Here is an 18875-nt window from a genome sequence, read left to right as displayed (position 1 = left end):
ATTGCTCCGCAGACGACTCGGCGGCATAATGTAGCCCCTTTTTTCAGCCCCTACATGTGGAAGGTTCCCGTGACTCAGAAGCCCGACCAGTGTCTTGGTGAATGGATCGACCGTGAAGCACTCGCAGAAGCGATGATTCCGCTTATCGGTCAGCTTTACCGCAATAACAACGTGGTGAGCTCGATCTATGGCCGCAGCCTGATCAACCAGTCTGTCATCGCGATTCTCAAAGCTCACCGCTTTGCTCGCCATCGTCAGTCCGATGACGCCGAACTGTCCGTTCACGAAACATTCCCGCTGCTCAAAGCGATGAGCGAGCTCAAGCTCGGCGCCGCTTCGGTAGACCTGGGCAAGCTGGCGGTCAAGTTCAAGGCCGAAGGCAAAGGCCGCACTGCCGAGCAGTTCGTCCGTGAAGAACTGGCCGACGTTGTAGGCCAGCAGAACGCTTCCGCACGCAAAGGCACCGACGTTGTACTGTACGGCTTCGGTCGTATCGGCCGTCTGCTGGCGCGCATCCTGATCGAAAAAACCGGTGGTGGCGACGGCCTGCGTCTGCGCGCCATCGTTGTGCGCAAAGGCGCTGAAAACGACCTGACCAAACGTGCCAGCCTGCTGCGTCGCGATTCGGTTCATGGTTCGTTCAACGGCACCATCACCATCGACGAAGCCAATAACACCATCACCGCCAACGGCAACCTGATCCAGGTTATCTACGCGAAGAACCCGACTGAAGTGGACTACACCCAGTACGGCATCAAAGACGCTCTGTTGGTGGACAACACCGGTGTATGGCGTGACGCCGAGGGCCTGGGCCAGCACCTGGCTTGCCCGGGTATCGACCGCGTTGTTCTGACCGCGCCTGGCAAAGGCAAGCTGAAGAACATCGTGCACGGCATCAACCACGGTGAAATCACCGCTGACGACAAGATCGTTTCCGCCGCCTCCTGCACCACCAACGCCATCGTGCCGGTGCTCAAGGCTGTGAACGACAAGTTCGGCATCATCAACGGTCACGTTGAAACGGTTCACTCGTACACCAACGACCAGAACCTGATCGACAACTTCCACAAAGGCGATCGCCGTGGTCGTAGCGCCGCGCTGAACATGGTAATCACCGAGACCGGTGCTGCCACAGCTGCTGCCAAGGCCCTGCCTGAGCTGGCCGGCAAGCTGACCGGTAACGCGATCCGCGTTCCGACGCCGAACGTGTCGATGGCAATCCTCAACCTGAACCTTGAGAAAGCCGCCACCCGTGAAGAGATGAACGAGTACCTGCGCTACATGGCGCTGCACTCCGATCTGCATAAGCAAATCGACTTCGTCAACTCGCAGGAAGTGGTTTCGACCGACTTCGTTGGCTCGCGCCACGCAGGCGTAGTGGACGCTGAAGCAACCATTACCCAAGACAACCGTGTTGTTCTGTACGTTTGGTACGACAACGAATTCGGTTACAGCTGCCAGGTGGTTCGCGTGATGGAAGACATGGCCGGTGTAAACCCGCCAGCATTCCCGCGCTAAGCCTTAGCCGCACCTGAAAACGCCCCGACTTGTCGGGGCGTTTTTGTTTGTGTGGCTTGCCTGGCTGGCCTACGGAGTCGGCGAAATATTTTGTGATAAATCGCTTCCGGACCCGTCGCATCAAAGTGATAGGTTTGCCCGCGATCAAAAAGACCTGAGGACCACTTGTATGCGTTTTATCGCAAAGCCTTGCGCAGCATTGCTATTGCTGGCCAGCACCGTCTCTGTCGGCAACCTCGCCATGGCGAATGCCCAGCGGTCGGATATCGACAGCATCGTGCAAGATGCCGCCCAAGCGGTCATGCAGCAGTACAACATTCCCGGACTGGCCATTGCGGTGACTGCTAATGGCAAGCAGCAGTTCTACAACTTTGGCGTGGCCTCAAAGGAAACACAACAGAAGGTCACGAGCGATACGCTGTTTGAAATCGGCTCCATCAGTAAAACCTTCACGGTCACCCTGGCGACCTACGCCGAGGCCAACGGTCAGCTTTCTCTCACTGACCACCCCGGCAAGTACCTGCCCGAGCTTGCGGGTAGCCCGTTCGATAAAGCGACGCTGATCAATCTGGCGACCCATACCGCAGGCGGCTTCCCCTTGCAGGTGCCTGATCAGGTGCAGAACAACCAACAGCTGATGGACTACTTCAAGGCGTGGCAGCCGACGTATGCGCCGGGTGCTCAAAGAACCTATGCCAACCCCAGCATCGGGGCGCTGGGCATGATTACCGCAATCAGCATGAAGATGCCGTTCGCGGTGGCGCTGGAGCAGCGACTCTTCCCGGCGCTCGGTATGCCTAACAGCTTCATCAACATCCCGGCGAGCAAGCTGTCGCTCTATGCTCAGGGTTACAACAAGCAGGATCTCCCGGTCAGGTTGAATCCAGGTGTGCTGGGTGACGAGGCCTACTCGGTAAAAACCAGCTCCACGGACCTGATTCGCTTTGTCGAGGCCAATCTGGGCGTCGCGAAGGTAGAGGCAAAACTCGCTCGCGCCCTGATGGAGACGCACAAGGGCTATTTCCAGCTAGGTCCGATGACTCAAGACCTGATCTGGGAGCAGTACGACTACCCGGTGCAACTGAGTGCACTGGTTGAAGGCAACGCCGACAAGATGATTTACGACAGTCATGTCGTCACGGCATTAAACCCGCCCCTGGCACCACGGGAGGCAGTCTGGGTCAACAAGACGGGGGCGACCGGCGGGTTCTCCGCTTATGTGGCCTTCGTCCCCGAGAAGAAGTTTGGCATTGTGGTGCTGGCCAACAAGAGCTACCCCAACGAACCCCGGGTGCGCCTGGCGCATCGAATCCTGAGTGAACTGGATTGCTGTTCGCTGGCGGAGGATTGAGTGGCGACCGATGTGAACTCTTCAGCGATGCCGCGCTAAGCCCTGGCCTCACATGAAAACGCCCTGACTTGTCGGGGCGTTTTCATGTGAGGCGGTTCATTATAAGGAGCAATTAGACATCATCTATTAAATTGGAAGTGTTCATGTGTCATCTGCTATGTCCGGTCAGTGCAATGTAGTTATACCGTTTTATTCTTGATGTGTGTCAAATCAGAACGCTGTAAAGATCGACAGATCATCGCTATAAAAATTCAATAATAAAAAAATCCTCAAATAAAATAAGCGGTTGCAATGGAAGAGTGTTGTTGCTTGCTTTATATGGATCCAATACAGGGTGCGTTCAATAATTGACGCCATTTTATTGAATGCTTCGCTGCTTGACAGTGATGGGTGCTGAAATTAGTGTCTCCCCCTGACAGCTCCGGCACTGGCCGGGGTTGGGTGACAGCAAATTGCCTGTACTGTCGGGCAAATGTTCACGGTAACTTTCACAACTTTGACAGTGCTGCTTTAAAGATAATGGCGTTTTAATGATGCGTCATGATGGCAACTAACACTCCAAAAAGACAGGGAACTTATTCCTGCTCACATCACACTGAATCTAAATAAACCGTGCGGGCTTTATTGCTGTCCGGGGAGTTGATGATCCGCTTTCGTTGATCCTGCTTAATGTGTTTCGCGGTTGCGTTCTAATCGGGCATGACGGCTGCGCAGCGCTGACATATAGCTGTGTGTATTCATGGCTTATTGAGAGAATTAAACATGGCAGAAGAACGCTCAACGTTTTTTTCATGGTCCCTGTTGCCGCGTCTGGTGGGCTTGGGTGTCCTGGTATTTATCATCTGGCTGTTGCTCTCGACGTTGCTGATGCCGCTGGTGTCGACGTCGGCGACACGGGCAATTCTGAATGCGCCGGTCATACTGCTGACGACACCTATCGAGGGGGTGGTGAATTCGCTTGAGGTCAAACCCGGCTCGACCTTTACCCAGGGTCAGAAGATTGCGGTGGTTGAAAATCCGCGGGCTAACCAGGAGACGTTATTGACCCTGCAAACCCGGCGTTTGACCCTGGAGCAGGAGCTATCATCATCGGCCAGCCAGGCCGAGCACGACCAGCAGTATTACGACGAGTTGGAGAAAACCAGTCAGCGCTATCAATCGGCGTTTCATACTCGTCAGCTCTATGCACAACGTGCGCTGAAGGCCGAGAGCAGTGCCGCCAGCGCCCGCTTGACGGACGCGCAGGAAACCCTCGATCGCAACCTCGAGTTGTTCACTCAAGGGGCGGTCAGTGGCGCGGTCGTCGCCTCCTCGAAAGCCAAGTTGGCCTCGTTACAAGGCGCGGCAGAGTCTGTCCGTTCACAGCTGCAAATCAATGACGGTGATGTCAATGCCGCCAATAAGCAGGTCTACCTTGACCCTGATCAGTTGCGCATGTTCGACCTCAGCGCGCAGATGACCACCCTGAAACTGAGCCTGGAAAATCAGGCCCGCAACCGCGAGACCTATCAACGCGAACTCGACAATCTCAACCACCTGATCGAAACCGAACAGGATCGGGTCAAGTTGACGGCTGGCTATGAGGTCACTGCGTATTCGTCCGGCACGGTTCAAGAGCTGTTGGCGCCCCAAGGGACGGTGGTGCAAGCCGGGTCGACCTTGCTGCGCGCCACCAACTGCCAAGAAAGCTATGTCGTTGCAGTATTTCCTGAACGCATGGCCAGCAAGATTGATCACGACAGTGTCCTGACGGTGAGAATCCATGGCCTGGACGAACCGCTCAAGGCCAATGTCGTGCAGTTGTTATCCAGCACTAAGGATATTCGCCCTAACAGCTACAGCGTTCCTTTCCCGTTTGCCGAGCAAAACTCGGTGTACGTCGTCGGTACTTTTGCCGCTGACCTCACCGACAGCCAGCGCGCCATGACCTGCAATCCAGGGATGTGGGCCAGTGCCGAGGTGTCTCACTGATGAGTCCGCGCAACGTTGTGCAATGGCCGTGGCTGCCGGGCCTGATCGGGGTGATGCTGATGAGCAGCGGGGGATCTGCACTGGCAACGCAAGCCAGGCCGCAGCTGGCGGCGATGACGTGTGCAGCGCTGGATCACGCGGTGCAATCGCAAGCGGCGGGGCCGGTGTTGCTGGCCAGTTACCCGCCGCTGGACGGTCAGCCGGCGCCAATCCAGGCGTTGCGTGGGGTTGCGTTCACCTACGACAACGCCTTGGCCAGCATCGCCTTGTTTGCCTGTGGTAAAGCCGAGTCGGCGCGACGGATTGCCGATGCGCTGGCCTTCGCCACGACCCACGACCCGGAATATCAGGATGGACGCTTGCGCAACGCCTACGCGGCAGGCCCGGTGGGTTCGTCGTCGATGCGCCTGCCAGGTTATTGGAGCATAGAGCGCAATGCCTGGAATCAGGACGCCTATCAGGTCAGCAGTGCCACCGGCAATCAGGCCTGGGCCGCGTTGGCGTTGTTGGAGGCGTTGCGCCAGAGCGGTGATTCCTCTTACCTGGAGGCCGCTCGCAAGGTGTTGCAGTGGTCCGGGAAAAACACTTATGACGGACAGGCCCCCGCGGGTTTCAGCGGCGGTTACTACGGGTATTTCCCCAAGCAGATCCAGCAGACCTGGAAGTCCACCGAACATAACGTCGACCTTGCGGCAGCCTGGTCTGCACTCAACAAGGCTGCGCCCGACTCGGGCTCGGCGCGTCAGGCGCAGATTGCCCGGCAATTCGTGTCGAGTCAGTGGGACGCCGGGGAAGGGCGCTTTCTGATTGGTACCGGGAAGGATGGTCGAACCTCGGATCGCCAGCGTTCAGGACTGGACGCGCAGATCTGGCCCTTGATCGCCTTGAGTGATCCTCCTGCGGACTGGCGGCGTGTCTTTACGTTTATCGATCAGGCGCACCGCTCGGGTGCCGGGTATGGTTTCAACCGCGACCCGGACGGTTTATGGACCGAGGGCACCGCGCAAACCGCCGCCGTGGCGAGCTTGAGCGGTATGAAGGAAAAGGCGCAGCCGCTGTGGAATGTGTTGCTGGCCCAACAGGCCGGCAATGGCTGGCTGTTTGCAACACCCGCAGCGCGTATCAGTACCGGGTTGGCGATCGGCCCGGACTCAACAACCAACGACTTTTTCTATTACCACCTGCCTCACTTGGGCGCTACAGCATGGGCCGCGATCGCTGCCACCGGCATCAACCCCTTTACCGGTTTTCAAGAGGCTGACTGACATGCAGGCACTGGACACGCTGCAACTTGTGCAAATCAATTTCTGGACCGTGGTCGCGGTGATTCTGTTCACCTGCCTGACGCACCGTGATCAATGGATGGCACGTGCCGGTTTCGGAGCCTTGACCGCGCTGTTGTTGATCAATTACGTGGCCTGGCGGATTCGCGACACCTTGCCTGATGGACACGCAGGATTTGCCTCGGTCTGGGCTTACGCGTTCCTGTTTTTCGAAATGCTGGCGATCGGCTACACGCTGTTTTCGATCATCGTCCTGCTCTGTCGCTCGGATCACCACGCCAGTGCCGATGCCGGTGAGCAACGCTTGCGCGCCCTGGGCCACTCGGTGCCGGCGGTGGATGTGTTCATCGCCACCTACAACGAAGGCCTAGAGATCCTGGAAAAAACCATCATCGCCGCCCAGGCGATCGACTACCCCAACGTGACCATCTGGGTGCTCGACGATACCCGCCGCGACTGGTTGCGCGACTACTGCGCCGAGGTCGGTGTGCAATACGCCCGACGTCCCGACAATTCCCACGCCAAGGCCGGTAACCTGAACAACGGCCTGCGTCTGTCGGCGGCCAGCAGCAATGCGCCGTACATACTGGTGCTCGACGCCGACTTCGCCCCGCAGCAGCCGATCCTGATGCGCACCCTGGGATTGTTCGAAGATCCCAAGGTCGGCCTGGTGCAGACGCCGCAGTTTTACTACAACCCCGATCCGATTCAGCACAACCTCGGTTCATCCGACTGCTGGGTCGATGAGCAGCGAGTGTTCTTCGACGTCTACCAGCCGGCCAAGGATGGTTGGGATACCGCGTTTTGCGTGGGCACTTCGTTTGTTGTGCGACGTGATCTGATTACTGAAATGGGTGGCTTTCCGACGGGTTCGGTCTGCGAAGACATCTATACCAGCTGCCGTCTGCAGCAAAAAGGCTACGTCACCCGCTGGTTGAATGAGCGACTGTCGATCGGTTTGTCCGCCGAGGGGTTGACCGAGTACATCAATCAGCGTGGGCGCTGGTGCCTGGGGACGATCCAGGTCGCGCTGCTCAAGGAGGGCCCCTTGCGCGGTCGTGGCTACTCACTCAATGAACGGCTGCACTTCGTGCATGGCTTGATGCACTGGTTCTCCAAGCCATTCATCCTGATGATGCTGGTGTCGCCGGTGTTGTATTGGTATTTCGGTATTGCCGGGTTCTACGCCCATCCGGCGGATTTCATGGCCTTCGGCATGCCGGCGTTGATTGCATTCTGGGGCTACGGGACGTGGGTCACTGACCGGCGTACCTTGCCGATTTTTACCGAGGTCACCCAAATCGTCGCCTCACTGGCGGTGACGGCGACGATCATCAGCGCCATGGTCCGGCCGTTCGGGCGACCCTTCAAGGTCACGGCAAAAGGCCTGGATCGTTCACGCACAACGGTCCACTGGAAGTTGTTCGGGTTCTTTTTTGCACTGACACTGTTCTCGCAAATAGGCGCTTACATCACCATCAGCAACGCGGCTGCGTTCGACGGCAATATGCTGTTCAACCTGTGCTGGACGGTGGTCGCGCTGATCTACAACCTGGCCACCCTGGTGGCGTGTATTGACCGGCCACGCTTGCACGGCGAAGAGCGTTTTCCTTTCGATAAACCCAGTGGGTTGCGCTTCGCCGGCAAAACCCTGGCGGGCCAACTGGTGGATATTTCGCTGAGTGGCGCCTCCATTTCCTGTGCCGTTGCGTCATTGATCAAGCCCGGGCTGCGGGGGCAGGTGTGGATCAATAAGCTCGGCTGGCTGGATATCGAGGTCATGCGTCATCACGGCGAGGACCGTTTGGGCTTGAAGTTCATCGATCTTGACGAAACGCTTCGGCGCCGGCTGATCGCGCGGCTGTTCAGTGAGGCGCCGGTCAACGTGGTCGGCAAGGCTGAACCAGGACTGGCTTTCGGCACCTTGTTGCGGCGTTCGTTGCTCGGCGAAAAGCGCACGGCACCGCGTTCGCGGCGGCCGGTCAAGGCGCCGTCCTACAGCTCACTGCCTGGATTACGCCCGATCAGCCTCCGTTCGCGTCAGCAACCACTGCCGCAAATCAGCACCACCCGCTCAGGTCTTTGGGCTTTCCTTCTCACTCCGTTACGAGCCTTGCTCGGCCAACGTTTGTAGGTGCGCCTCATGAACAGACGCTTATCCACCTCATGTTTCATGTCGCTGTTATTGCTCGGCGGTTGTTCTCTGGAACCCAAATACGAGAAACCGGAGGCGCCGATCGATCAGCAATGGCCAGCCAGTTCGGCCAGTGACTGTTGCAGCGCCAAGCAGGCGTTCGACAAGGATTGGCACGGCTTCGTGCTCGATGACCGACTGCGCCAGTTGATCGACCTGTCCTTGAAGAACAACCGCAGCCTGCGTCAGTTCGAGGCAGGCGTCGAGGAGGCCAGGGCAGGGTACGCCGGTGCCGAATCCGGGCTGTTTCCCTCCATCGGACTCAACACCTACGCCGGCCGCAGCAAGTTTCCGTCACAGGTCAGGACGCAGGGAGGCGGTGTCAGTTCAGGCAGCACGGCCAACACCTTTCAGGCCGGCGGTGGCTTCACGTCTTACGAGTTGGACCTGTTCGGGCGCATCCGCAGTCAGCGAAACGCCGCAGGCGCACGCTTCGAGGCGACCGAGGCGGACTATCAAACGGCTCGCCTGGCGTTGATCGGTGAAGTGGCCAGCACCTGGCTTAGCCTCAAGGCCAATCAGAATCTGCTCGACCTCGCACAAAATACCTACAAGTCCCAGGACCACTACGGTGAGTTGTTGCGCAAGAGCTACAACCTGGGCTCCAGTGCTCAAATCGATGTTCACCAGGCGGATGCGCAGACCAACACGGCGGCGGTTCAGATCAACACGTACCGCATGCAGGTGGCGCAGAACATGAATGCGCTGCAGGTGTTGGTCGGGCAGCCGGTGCCGGTTGGGTTGCTGCCCACTGGCGTGCTGGGTGAGCAGTTGGCAACCGCCGATGTGCCCGCCGGGTTGCCGTCGTCACTGATTGCGCGGCGGCCCGACATCATGGCGGCCGAAGCCTTGTTGCGAGCTACCAATGCGGACATCGGCGCAGCCCGCAGCGCGTACTTCCCGACCTTTTCGCTGACCTCGGCAGTAGGCGGCCTGACCGGTGATTTTTCGCGATTGTTGAGTGCGCCGGCCGAGTTCTGGTCGGTGGCTCTGGCGGGGTCGTTGACCCTGATCGACGGCGGTGCGCGAAAGGCGCAGGTGGACGCCAGCCATGCGCGGTTCAACGGGCAGACGGCGGCGTATGAAGCCACGGTGCAGAACGCTTTCCGCGAGGCCGCCAATGCCCTCAACGCCCGCCAGGAGATGCTCACCCAGGTTGACTATCAGAAGCGTCTGGTGGCGGATTATCAAGCAGCCTACCGGCAATCCCGATTGCGTTTCGAGGCGGGGATGGACAGCTACTTTTCGACGATGGACGCGCAGCGTTCGTTTTTCGACGCGCAGCAGAAGCTGACGCAAATGGAGCTGGCGCGGGAGATCAATCAGGTGGACTTGTACAAGGCGTTGGGCGGGGGCTGGAGTCAGTCGGTGAAGGTTGCCAATCGATAATCTGTGGTGTTCTGGCAGGACTCTTCGCGGGCAAGCCTTGCTCCTACAGGTTTTGTGTCGGTCACATATTCAGAGTCCGACCGAAATCCTGTAGGAGCATGGCTTGCCAGCGATGCGATTTAGCGGGCGCCGCCGACTACAGCAGCCTGCGCAGTCCGCAACTCATGCCGATTGCCACGGAACAGCACCAGCGTTGCGATCAGGCCCAGCACTGCCGCGCCGCTGAGCCAGATGCCCGGAGCAGCCTTGTTGTCCAGCACGTGGATCAGGTAAGTACAGGCCGCCGGGGTGAAGCCGCCAAAGGTTGCAGTCGCCAGGCTGTAAGCCAGGGAGAAACCGGTGGTGCGGACTTCAATCGGCATGATTTCGGTCAGGGCCACCACCATGGCGCCGTTGTACGAGCCATAGAGGAACGACAACCACAACTCGACGATCAGCAGATGGCTGAAGCTCGGGTTGGCGACCAGCCAGGACAGCGCCGGGTAAGCCGTCAGGATCGCCAGAGTGGTCGCCGCCAGCAGCAGCGGTTTACGCCCGATCTTGTCGGACAGCGCACCCATCACCGGCAGCCAGAAGAAGTTCGACAGGCCGATGCACACGGTGACCAGCAACGCATCGAAGTCCGACAGGTGCAGTTCGGCTTTACCGAACGTCGGGGTGTAGGCGGTGATCAGGTAGAACGACACGGTGGTCATCACCACCAACGCCATGCCGGCCAGTACGATGCCGAAGTTCTGACCAATCGAACGGACGATTTCCTGCAGGGAAGGGCGATGTTTACGCGCCTGGAACTCAGGGGTTTCTTCCAGCGAGCGACGAATAATGAAAATCGCCGGAACGATCATGCAGCCGACCAGGAACGGTACGCGCCAGCCCCAATCACCCATTTGCTCAGGGCTCAGCCAGTGGTTGAGGCCTACACCCAGCAAACCGGCAAACACCACCGCTGCTTGTTGGCTGGCGGACTGCCAACTGACGAAAAAGCCCTTACGGCCAGGCGTCGAGATTTCTGCCAGGTAAACCGACACACCGCCCAGTTCCACGCCGGCCGAGAAGCCTTGCAGCAAGCGGCCGAACAGTACGATCAGCGGCGCAGCGACGCCAAGGGTCGCATAACCCGGCACACAGGCAATCAGCACGGTGCCGGCAGCCATCAGCGCGAGGGTGATGATCAGTCCTTTGCGACGGCCGTGACGGTCGATGTAGGCGCCGAGAAAGATTGCACCCAGTGGGCGCATCAGGAAGCCGGCACCGAAGGTGGCCAATGACAACATCAGGGAAGCGAAAGCGCTGTCGGCAGGGAAGAAGGTTTTGGCGATGGCCGTGGCATAGAAGCCGTAGACCATGAAGTCGAACATCTCTAGGAAGTTGCCGCTGACAACGCGAAATATCGCTTTGCCCTTGCCCGTAGTCGAGGCCATTTGATCTTACTCACTTTGGCTGTCTTATTAGAAATCCCTGGTCTTGAAACATCCTTACTGACGGGTCTGGTCTGTGCCGGTGCCTCGAACAGTTTTGTAACGATATGTGTAACAAGAACGGTAGGCAACCAATAGTTAGTGTGCTGCTTAAACGTTATAGCCATAAGCCAGCTTGAGCATATGTCGCATAATGGCTGGCCTTGGCGTTCTGTCAGGGAATTCTTTGGGGGATGTGCGCGTTGTTGAACTGGCAATTGGGCGTTTTCGTGGTGCTTGTCGGCGCCTTATCGGGCTGCGGTAATGGCGACACCCTGGAAAGCTTTGGCGGCCCGACCATGGGCAGCACGTATTCGATCAAATACATCCGCCATCCGGGCACTCCCGGGCCGGTCGAGGTGCAGAAGCAGGTCGAGTTGATTCTGGCCGAGATCGACCGGCAGCTGTCGACCTACCGCAGTGACTCCGACATCGAGCGATTCAATGGTTTACCGGCCAATAGCTGTCAGCCAATGCCGGCGCCGGTCTTGCAGTTGGTCAAGGTGGGCGAGCAACTGTCAGAGACGAGCGACGGTTCCTACGACCTGACGGTGGAGCCGCTGCTGAACCTTTGGGGGTTCGGCCCACAATCGCGCGATGAAAAAGTCCCAAGCGCCGAAGCCTTGGCTCAGGCCCGACAACGCGTTGGTTATGCGCATCTGCGGATTGAAGGCGATCAGCTATGCAAAGACGCGCCGGTCGAGGTTGACTTCGGCAGCATTGGCGCCGGGTACGCCGTCGACAGGATCGCTGCGAAGTTGCAGGAACTGGGTATCGACAGCTTCATCGCCGATGCCACCGGTGAACTCAAGGCCATTGGCAAGAAGCTCGACGGGTCGCCCTGGAAGATAGCACTGGAGGAACCGCGCGATGACCAGCAGGTTGTCGAGCGGGTGATCACGCTGGACGGCAACGGTGTTTCGACCTCAGGCGACTATCGAAATTATTTCATGCAGGATGGCCGGCGCTATTCCCACACGTTCGATGCCCGAACCGGCGCGCCGATCACCCATACCCTGGCGTCCGTCACGGTGATTCATCCTTCGACGCTGATGGCCGATGGCTTATCGACGCTGTTGCTGATTCTTGGCCCCGAGCGCGGTTGGGACTACGCCGAAAAGCATGATATCGGTGCATTTTTTGTGATTCGAACCGATACAGGCTTTGTCACGCGAACCAGTCAGGCTTTTGATCGCCTGAGTGCCGAAAAAGCCAAGTAAATACGGTGTGATGGACACTCATGGTTGGCGTTGTAGTGCAGGCAAAACTAGCCTACGACGCGACCAAGGGTTAATGTGCGCGGCGTTGACGCTTCTATAGACTGTGTCCGGGTTCTCGACTGACCCCAAATTGTTCCTTCATGCCGCAAGACCGGCATGATTTAGCCGCAGGTGCCAACGGGGTGCCGCGGCCTGTTCTGAGGAGTACGCATGGCTGTCTACAACTACGACGTGGTGGTGTTGGGTTCCGGCCCGGCGGGAGAAGGCGCGGCAATGAACGCCGCCAAAGCAGGGCGCAAAGTGGCGATGGTCGATAGTCGTCGTCAGGTCGGCGGCAACTGCACCCACCTCGGCACTATCCCGTCCAAGGCCTTGCGTCACTCGGTCCGGCAGATCATGCAGTTCAACACCAACCCGATGTTCCGGGCCATTGGTGAGCCGCGCTGGTTCTCGTTCCCGGACGTACTGAAAAGCGCAGAAAAAGTCATTTCCAAACAAGTCGCTTCGCGCACCGGTTACTACGCGCGCAATCGGGTCGACGTGTTCTTCGGCACCGGCAGCTTCGCTGACGAGCAAACCATCGAAGTGGTCTGCGCCAACGGCGTGGTCGAAAAACTGGTGGCCAAGCACATCATCATCGCCACCGGCTCGCGTCCGTATCGCCCGGCCGACATCGATTTCCACCACCCGCGTATCTACGATAGCGACACTATCCTCAGTCTCGGCCACACCCCGCGCAAACTCATCGTTTACGGCGCCGGCGTGATTGGTTGCGAGTACGCCTCGATCTTCAGCGGTCTGGGTGTGCTGGTCGAGCTGGTGGACAACCGCGGTCAGTTGCTGAGTTTCCTCGACTCGGAAATCTCTCAGGCGCTGAGCTACCACTTCAGTAACAACAACATCACTGTGCGCCACAACGAAGATTACGATCGCGTTGAAGGCGTGGACAACGGGGTGATCCTGCACCTCAAGTCCGGCAAGAAGATCAAGGCCGACGCCTTGCTCTGGTGCAACGGCCGTACCGGTAATACCGACGCGTTGGGCCTGGAAAACATCGGTGTGAAGGTCAACAGCCGTGGCCAGATCGAAGTTGACCAGAACTATCGCACCTGCATCCAGAACATCTACGGCGCAGGCGACGTGATTGGCTGGCCGAGCCTGGCCAGTGCCGCCCACGACCAGGGGCGTTCGGCCGCTGGCAGCATTGTCGATAACAACAGCTGGCGTTTCGTCAACGACGTACCGACCGGGATCTACACCATTCCGGAGATCAGCTCGATCGGCAAGAACGAGCAAGAGCTGACCCAGGCCAAAGTGCCGTACGAAGTTGGCAAGGCGTTCTTCAAGAGCATGGCGCGTGCGCAGATCGCCGGTGAGCCGCAAGGCATGCTGAAGATCCTGTTCCACCGCGAGACGCTGGAAGTGCTCGGCGTGCATTGCTTCGGTTACCAGGCATCGGAGATTGTCCACATCGGTCAGGCGATCATGAACCAGCCGGGTGAACAGAACACGTTGAAGTACTTCGTCAACACCACGTTCAACTACCCGACCATGGCCGAAGCCTATCGGGTAGCGGCCTACGACGGCCTCAACCGGCTTTTTTGAGCGGCTCCGGCCGGTGGCCTGAGCCGGCCGGGGAGACCGATTTCAGCAATTCTCGAGCGTGGCGCTGGCCAAACCGGGAAAGTCTGTAATCAGGCTGTCAACGCCGAAATCAGCGAGCCTGCGCATCAGCGCAGGTTCGTTGACTGTCCATACCGACACATGCAGACCTTGTCGCTGCGCCTTCTGCAGGCGTTCCGGCGTACACAGGGTCCAGTTCAGCGCCAGAATCTCACAGCCATAACTTTGCGCGACCTTCAGCGGGTCGAGCCAGGCATATTCGGCGACCAGTCCACGCGACACATCCGGAACCAGATCCACTGCGGCCTTCAGCACTTCGCGCGAGCTCGAGGTGATGGTGACCTTGTCCAGCACGCCAAAGCGTTGCGCCATTTCGCGAATCGCCAGCACCGTCGTCGCCGCACGCATACGCGACGCGCTCTTGACCTCCAGCTGCCAGTGCTCGAAATCGCACTTTTCGAACAGCTCTTCCAGCCGTGGAATCGGGCAGGGCTTGATCCAGCCCGGACCACCCTTGCGCGCATCGTAGGTCACCAGTTCTGCCGCCGTATGCTCGACCACCTTGCCGCGACGCTCGGTGGTGCGCTTGAGCGTCGGGTCGTGGATGACCATCAACTCGCCGTTCATGGACAGGTGCAGGTCCAGTTCGCAACGGCGTACGCCGTGCTTGAGGCATTCCTGGAAACTGGTCAGGGTGTTTTCCGGTGCTTCGCCTTTAGCGCCGCGGTGGCCGTAGATTAGGGTCACGGGTCTTCCTTAATTAATTGCCTGATTCGTTTTGCTCGCGTGCCAGGCGTCGCTCATGCGCCTGTCTCTGCAAGATATAGCGGGCCAGCAGCTGTCGTTGCGCATCGGTCAGGGCTTCAAACTCGGTGCCGATTGCAAAGGTGCCGAAGCTTTCCGGTTCACAGTGAGTGACCTTGGCCCGTAACAGCAGGCCCAGCGCTTGCGGCATCAACAGCAGCTTGATCGCCACATGGCTGCCGGCCGGGTAGGCGAGGTGGTGCTCGAACTCGATACCGCCTTCCGACAGCACCACGTGCTGCGGCTCACCGAACTTGCCGAGCACGGTTTGTGCCACGACCTGGCTCAGTAGGTCGATGCGCTTGTTCATGACCTTCAGATAGTTGGCGGTGTTTCGATCCCGCTCACTGATCTGGCGCAGCAAGTGCTGCGACTCGAATTCGCTCAGGTGCAGTTCGCTGAGCAGGTTGAATAGCGGGGAAGCATCCTGCAACACTTCCTGACCTGCAGCTTCGGGGGCAGACAGGGGCCGAATTTCCAGTGCGATCGTGTCCTCGATACGGTAGTATTCGCGGCGATCTTCTTCATCTAATGTCGACATGGCGAACCCATGGTAGCGGCGGTGGTCTGAGTGTAAAGCTGGTTATCGACCCCCGCCACAAGGACGTTCCTTTTCCCTCCGAACAAGCCCCGACATGTTCAGACCTCTCTTCGTATTTATCGGCACGCGTTATACCCGTGCAAAGCGTCGCAATCATTTTGTGTCGTTCATTTCCCTGACCTCGATGATCGGACTCGCCCTCGGCGTGGTCGTGATGATCGTGGTGCTATCGGTGATGAACGGCTTCGATCATGAGATGCGCACCCGCGTGCTGGGCATGGTGCCCCACGCGACCATCGAGTCCGGTGAGCCCATCAGCGACTGGCAAAGCCTGGCCGCCAAGGTCCAGCAGAACCCGCAGGTGGTGGCGGTTGCGCCGTTCACCCAGATGCAGGGTTTGCTGACCAACAACGGCCAGGTGCAGAAAGTCCTGCTCAATGCCGTCGACCCGGATCAGGAGCGCAAAGTCTCGATCATCGACAACTTCATGACGCAGGGCAAACTCGACGACCTGTCGCCGGGCAGCTTCGGCATCGTGATCGGTGACAAGGCCGCGACCAAGCTCGGCGTGGGTCTCGGCGACAAGCTGACCTTCGTCGCGCCGGAGGTCACCGTGACCCCGGCCGGGATGTTCCCGCGGATGAAGCGCTTCACCGTGGTCGGCATTTTCCATGTCGGCGCCGGTGAGCTGGACGGCTACCTGGGACTGACCAATCTGGATGACCTGGCGCGCCTGCATCGCTGGAAGCCGGATCAGGTCCAGGGCTTGCGGCTGAAGTTCGACGATTTGTTCCAGGCGCCTCGCACTGCATGGAACATCGCGCAAAACCTGGGCGGGGACCATTACTACGCCCGTGACTGGACCCGCACCCACGGCAACCTGTATCAGGCGATCCGCATGGAAAAAGCCATGATCGGCCTGCTGTTGCTGCTGATCGTTGCGGTGGCCGCGTTCAACATCATTTCGACGTTGGTGATGGTGGTGAACGACAAGAAGGGCGACATCGCGATCCTGCGGACCCTTGGTTCCACGCCGGGCCAGATCATGGCGATCTTCATGGTCCAGGGCACGGTGATCGGTGTGGTCGGCACGGCGATCGGTGCCGTGGTCGGCATGTTCGCCGCACTGAATGTCAGCGCTGCGATTTCCGCCCTCGAAGGCCTGATCGGGCACAAATTCCTTAATGCCGACGTGTACTTCATCGACTACCTGCCGTCGCAACTGATGGCCGAAGACGTGTTGATGGTCTGCGGCGCGGCGTTGGTCCTGAGTTTCCTCGCCACCCTTTATCCAGCCTGGCGTGCTGCGCGCACCCAGCCTGCGGAGGCGCTACGTTATGAGTGATTTGGGTATGAGTACTAAAGCAGTCTTGAGTTGCCGCGACCTGGGTAAAGCCTACGAGGAAGGCCCGGAATCGGTGGTGGTGTTGTCCGGTTTGCAACTGGAGCTGCACCCGGGTGAGCGCGTGGCAATTGTCGGCACCTCCGGTTCCGGTAAAAGTACCTTGCTCAATCTGCTTGGCGGCCTTGATACGCCGACCAAAGGCAGTGTCTGGCTGGCTGGTGAAGAGCTGTCGGCGCTCAACGAAAAGGCCCGTGGCCTGTTGCGTAACCGCTCGCTGGGCTTTGTTTACCAGTTTCACCACTTGCTGCCCGAGTTCACCGCACTGGAAAACGTCTGCATGCCGCTGTTGATCGGCCGCACGGCGATTCCGGAAGCCCGTCAGCGCGCCACGGCCTTGCTGGAGCGGGTAGGGCTGGGCCATCGTCTGGAGCATAAACCGGCCGAACTGTCCGGTGGTGAACGTCAACGCGTGGCCATCGCCCGTGCGCTGGTGAACAAGCCAGGGCTGGTGATGCTCGATGAGCCGACCGGTAACCTCGACTCCCATACCGCCCAGGGCATTCAGGACTTGATGCTGGAACTCAGCACCTCGATGCGCACTGCGTTCCTGGTGGTGACTCACGACATGAACCTGGCTCGCCAGATGGATCGCGTCCTGCACCTGCAGGAAGGTCGCCTCACTCCCATCTGATTGGCCGAAACCCGGCACGACTGAAAAGCGTGTCGGGTCTTTTATTTTTATACGGTGCCCCAGCGAATGTTCAGACCGTTATCGATCTTTATCGGCACGCGCTATACCCGCGCCAAGCGCCGCAATCGCTTTGTTTCGTTTATCTCGATGACCTCGATGATCGGCCTCGCCCTGGGCGTGCTGGCGATGATCGTGGTGTTGTCGGTGATGAACGGCTTCCAGCGCGAAATGAGCTCGCGCATCCTCGGCATGGTCCCCCACGCGACCATCGTTGGCGTCAAGCCGATCGACGATTGGCAGCCTGTCGCGGCCGCTGCCATGAAAAACCCTGAAGTGACGGCCGCCGTGCCGTTTACCGAGATGGAAGGCATGCTGTCGTACAAGGGCTCGATGCAGCCGATCCAGATCAGCGGCGTTGATCCGGCACAGGAAGGCAAAGTCTCCATCGTCGCCCAGCACATCGTGCAGGGACGTCTGGACGACTTGAAGCCGGGCGAGTTCGGGGTGGTGGTCGGTGAAATCACCGCACGCCGCTTCCGCTTGAACGTCGGCGACAAAATCACCCTGATCGTGCCGGAAGTCAGCACCGCGCCGGGCGGCATCACGCCGCGCATGCAGCGGCTGAACGTGGTTGGCGTGTTCAAGGTCGGTGCCGAACTCGACGGCTCGATGGCGCTGATCCACGTTGCCGATGCGGCGCAAATGCAGCATTGGGAACCGAATCAGGTGCAAAGCGTGCGCCTGGCGGTGAAAGACCTGTACGCCGCCCCCAAGGTCTCGTCAGACATTGCTGGCGGCCTGGGCGCCGACTTCAAGGCCGATGACTGGACCCACACCCAAGGCAGTCTGTTCAGCGCCATGAAAATGGAAAAAACCATGATCGGCCTGTTGCTGCTGATGATCGTGGCGGTCGCTGCGTTCAACATCATCGCCACCTTGATCATGGTGGTGAACGACAAAGGCGCGGACATCGCGATCCTGCGGACCATCGGCGCCACGCCTCGGCAGATCATGGCGATCTTCATGGTTCAGGGCACGGTGATCGGTGTCGTCGGCACGCTGATTGGCGGCGTCCTCGGGGTGATCGCGGCGTTGAACGTCAGTGAGATGGTCGGTTGGCTGGAGCGCGTGACTGGCCAGCATATCTTCAGCTCCGACGTGTACTTCGTCAGCAACTTGCCATCGGAACTGCAGGGCGGTGACGTGCTGCTGATCTGCTCGGCAGGCTTCATCATGAGCTTCCTGGCCACGGTATACCCGGCCTGGCGCGCCGCGAAGATCGAACCGGCAACCGCGTTGCGCTATTCGTAAGTCTCCTTTGATCGTTCCCACGCGCAGCAAAGGAATGCCTCTACGGACGCTCCGCGTTCGGCTCTAGATGTGACGCGGAGCGTCACGGGCTGCATTCCCACGCAGAGTGATCTGACCCCAAAAAGCTGGACGTTTACATGTCTATGCCTGAGCGGCCTGAGTTCTGTATTCAACAGG

The 18875-nt window shown here is 59.0% G+C and carries 14 protein-coding genes; 11 read left to right on the top strand and 3 right to left on the bottom strand.

Annotated features, from left to right (window positions below):
• Window positions 1-54: 54 nt before the first annotated feature.
• The 6 genes from KRR23_RS26180 (at window position 55) to KRR23_RS26155 (ending at window position 9706) form a co-directional block, all read left to right on the top strand.
• Window positions 55-1518: a glyceraldehyde-3-phosphate dehydrogenase gene (locus KRR23_RS26180; RefSeq protein ID WP_216744807.1), complete on the top strand. Its 1464-nt coding sequence runs from the start codon at window positions 55-57 to the stop codon at window positions 1516-1518.
• Between the two features lie 169 nt (window positions 1519-1687).
• Window positions 1688-2869 carry a class C beta-lactamase gene (gene ampC / locus KRR23_RS26175; protein ID WP_216744806.1) on the top strand — a complete coding sequence of 394 codons (1182 nt, stop codon included), beginning with the start codon at window positions 1688-1690 and terminating at the stop codon, window positions 2867-2869.
• Between the two features lie 762 nt (window positions 2870-3631).
• A complete protein-coding gene (locus KRR23_RS26170; RefSeq protein WP_216744805.1) occupies window positions 3632-4840 on the top strand; it encodes an HlyD family secretion protein in 1209 nt (402 codons plus the stop codon).
• Entirely contained in the window at window positions 4840-6105 is a 1266-nt protein-coding gene (locus KRR23_RS26165; RefSeq protein ID WP_216744804.1) for a hypothetical protein, read from the top strand. The genes KRR23_RS26170 and KRR23_RS26165 overlap by 1 nt, the downstream gene beginning before the upstream one ends.
• Before the next feature lies 1 nt (window position 6106).
• Entirely contained in the window at window positions 6107-8257 is a 2151-nt protein-coding gene (locus KRR23_RS26160; RefSeq protein WP_216744803.1) for a glycosyltransferase family 2 protein, read from the top strand.
• A 9-nt stretch (window positions 8258-8266) separates the two neighbouring features.
• Window positions 8267-9706 carry an efflux transporter outer membrane subunit gene (locus KRR23_RS26155; RefSeq protein ID WP_216744802.1) on the top strand — a complete coding sequence of 480 codons (1440 nt, stop codon included), beginning with the start codon at window positions 8267-8269 and terminating at the stop codon, window positions 9704-9706.
• A gap of 119 nt (window positions 9707-9825) precedes the next feature.
• Here the strand turns inward: KRR23_RS26155 and KRR23_RS26150 are convergent, their stop codons facing one another.
• On the bottom strand, window positions 9826-11127 hold the full coding sequence (locus KRR23_RS26150; protein ID WP_216744801.1) for an MFS transporter: 1302 nt from the start codon (window positions 11125-11127) through the stop codon (window positions 9826-9828).
• Window positions 11128-11357: 230 nt separating this feature from the next.
• Between KRR23_RS26150 and KRR23_RS26145 the strand changes: the two genes are divergently transcribed.
• On the top strand, window positions 11358-12383 hold the full coding sequence (locus tag KRR23_RS26145; RefSeq protein ID WP_216744800.1) for an FAD:protein FMN transferase: 1026 nt from the start codon (window positions 11358-11360) through the stop codon (window positions 12381-12383).
• Window positions 12384-12593: 210 nt separating this feature from the next.
• Window positions 12594-13988: a Si-specific NAD(P)(+) transhydrogenase gene (sthA, locus tag KRR23_RS26140; protein WP_216744799.1), complete on the top strand. Its 1395-nt coding sequence runs from the start codon at window positions 12594-12596 to the stop codon at window positions 13986-13988.
• Between the two features lie 42 nt (window positions 13989-14030).
• Here sthA and KRR23_RS26135 read toward each other — a convergent pair whose 3' ends face one another.
• Window positions 14031-14753, bottom strand: a complete 723-nt coding sequence (locus KRR23_RS26135; protein WP_216744798.1) for a glycerophosphodiester phosphodiesterase family protein — start codon at window positions 14751-14753, stop codon at window positions 14031-14033.
• 13 nt (window positions 14754-14766) lie between these two features.
• The gene (locus tag KRR23_RS26130) at window positions 14767-15351 is read right to left on the bottom strand and encodes a PilZ domain-containing protein (RefSeq protein ID WP_216744797.1); all 585 of its coding nucleotides are present in this window, start codon (window positions 15349-15351) and stop codon (window positions 14767-14769) included.
• Between the two features lie 94 nt (window positions 15352-15445).
• Here KRR23_RS26130 and KRR23_RS26125 point away from each other — a divergent pair, with 94 nt between their 5' ends.
• The 3 genes from KRR23_RS26125 (at window position 15446) to KRR23_RS26115 (ending at window position 18698) form a co-directional block, all read left to right on the top strand.
• On the top strand, window positions 15446-16696 hold the full coding sequence (locus KRR23_RS26125; protein WP_216744796.1) for a lipoprotein-releasing ABC transporter permease subunit: 1251 nt from the start codon (window positions 15446-15448) through the stop codon (window positions 16694-16696).
• A 7-nt stretch (window positions 16697-16703) separates the two neighbouring features.
• Window positions 16704-17387, top strand: a complete 684-nt coding sequence (gene lolD, locus KRR23_RS26120) for a lipoprotein-releasing ABC transporter ATP-binding protein LolD (RefSeq protein WP_173859959.1) — start codon at window positions 16704-16706, stop codon at window positions 17385-17387.
• Between the two features lie 66 nt (window positions 17388-17453).
• Complete coding sequence (locus tag KRR23_RS26115; protein ID WP_216744795.1) at window positions 17454-18698, top strand: lipoprotein-releasing ABC transporter permease subunit; 1245 nt, start codon at window positions 17454-17456, stop codon at window positions 18696-18698.
• The last annotated feature ends 177 nt before the right edge of the window (window positions 18699-18875 follow it).

Source organism: Pseudomonas sp. CVAP#3 (assembly GCF_018986375.1).
Classification (GTDB): domain Bacteria; phylum Pseudomonadota; class Gammaproteobacteria; order Pseudomonadales; family Pseudomonadaceae; genus Aquipseudomonas; species Aquipseudomonas helvetica.
This window is presented reverse-complemented; position numbering and strand designations above follow the sequence as displayed.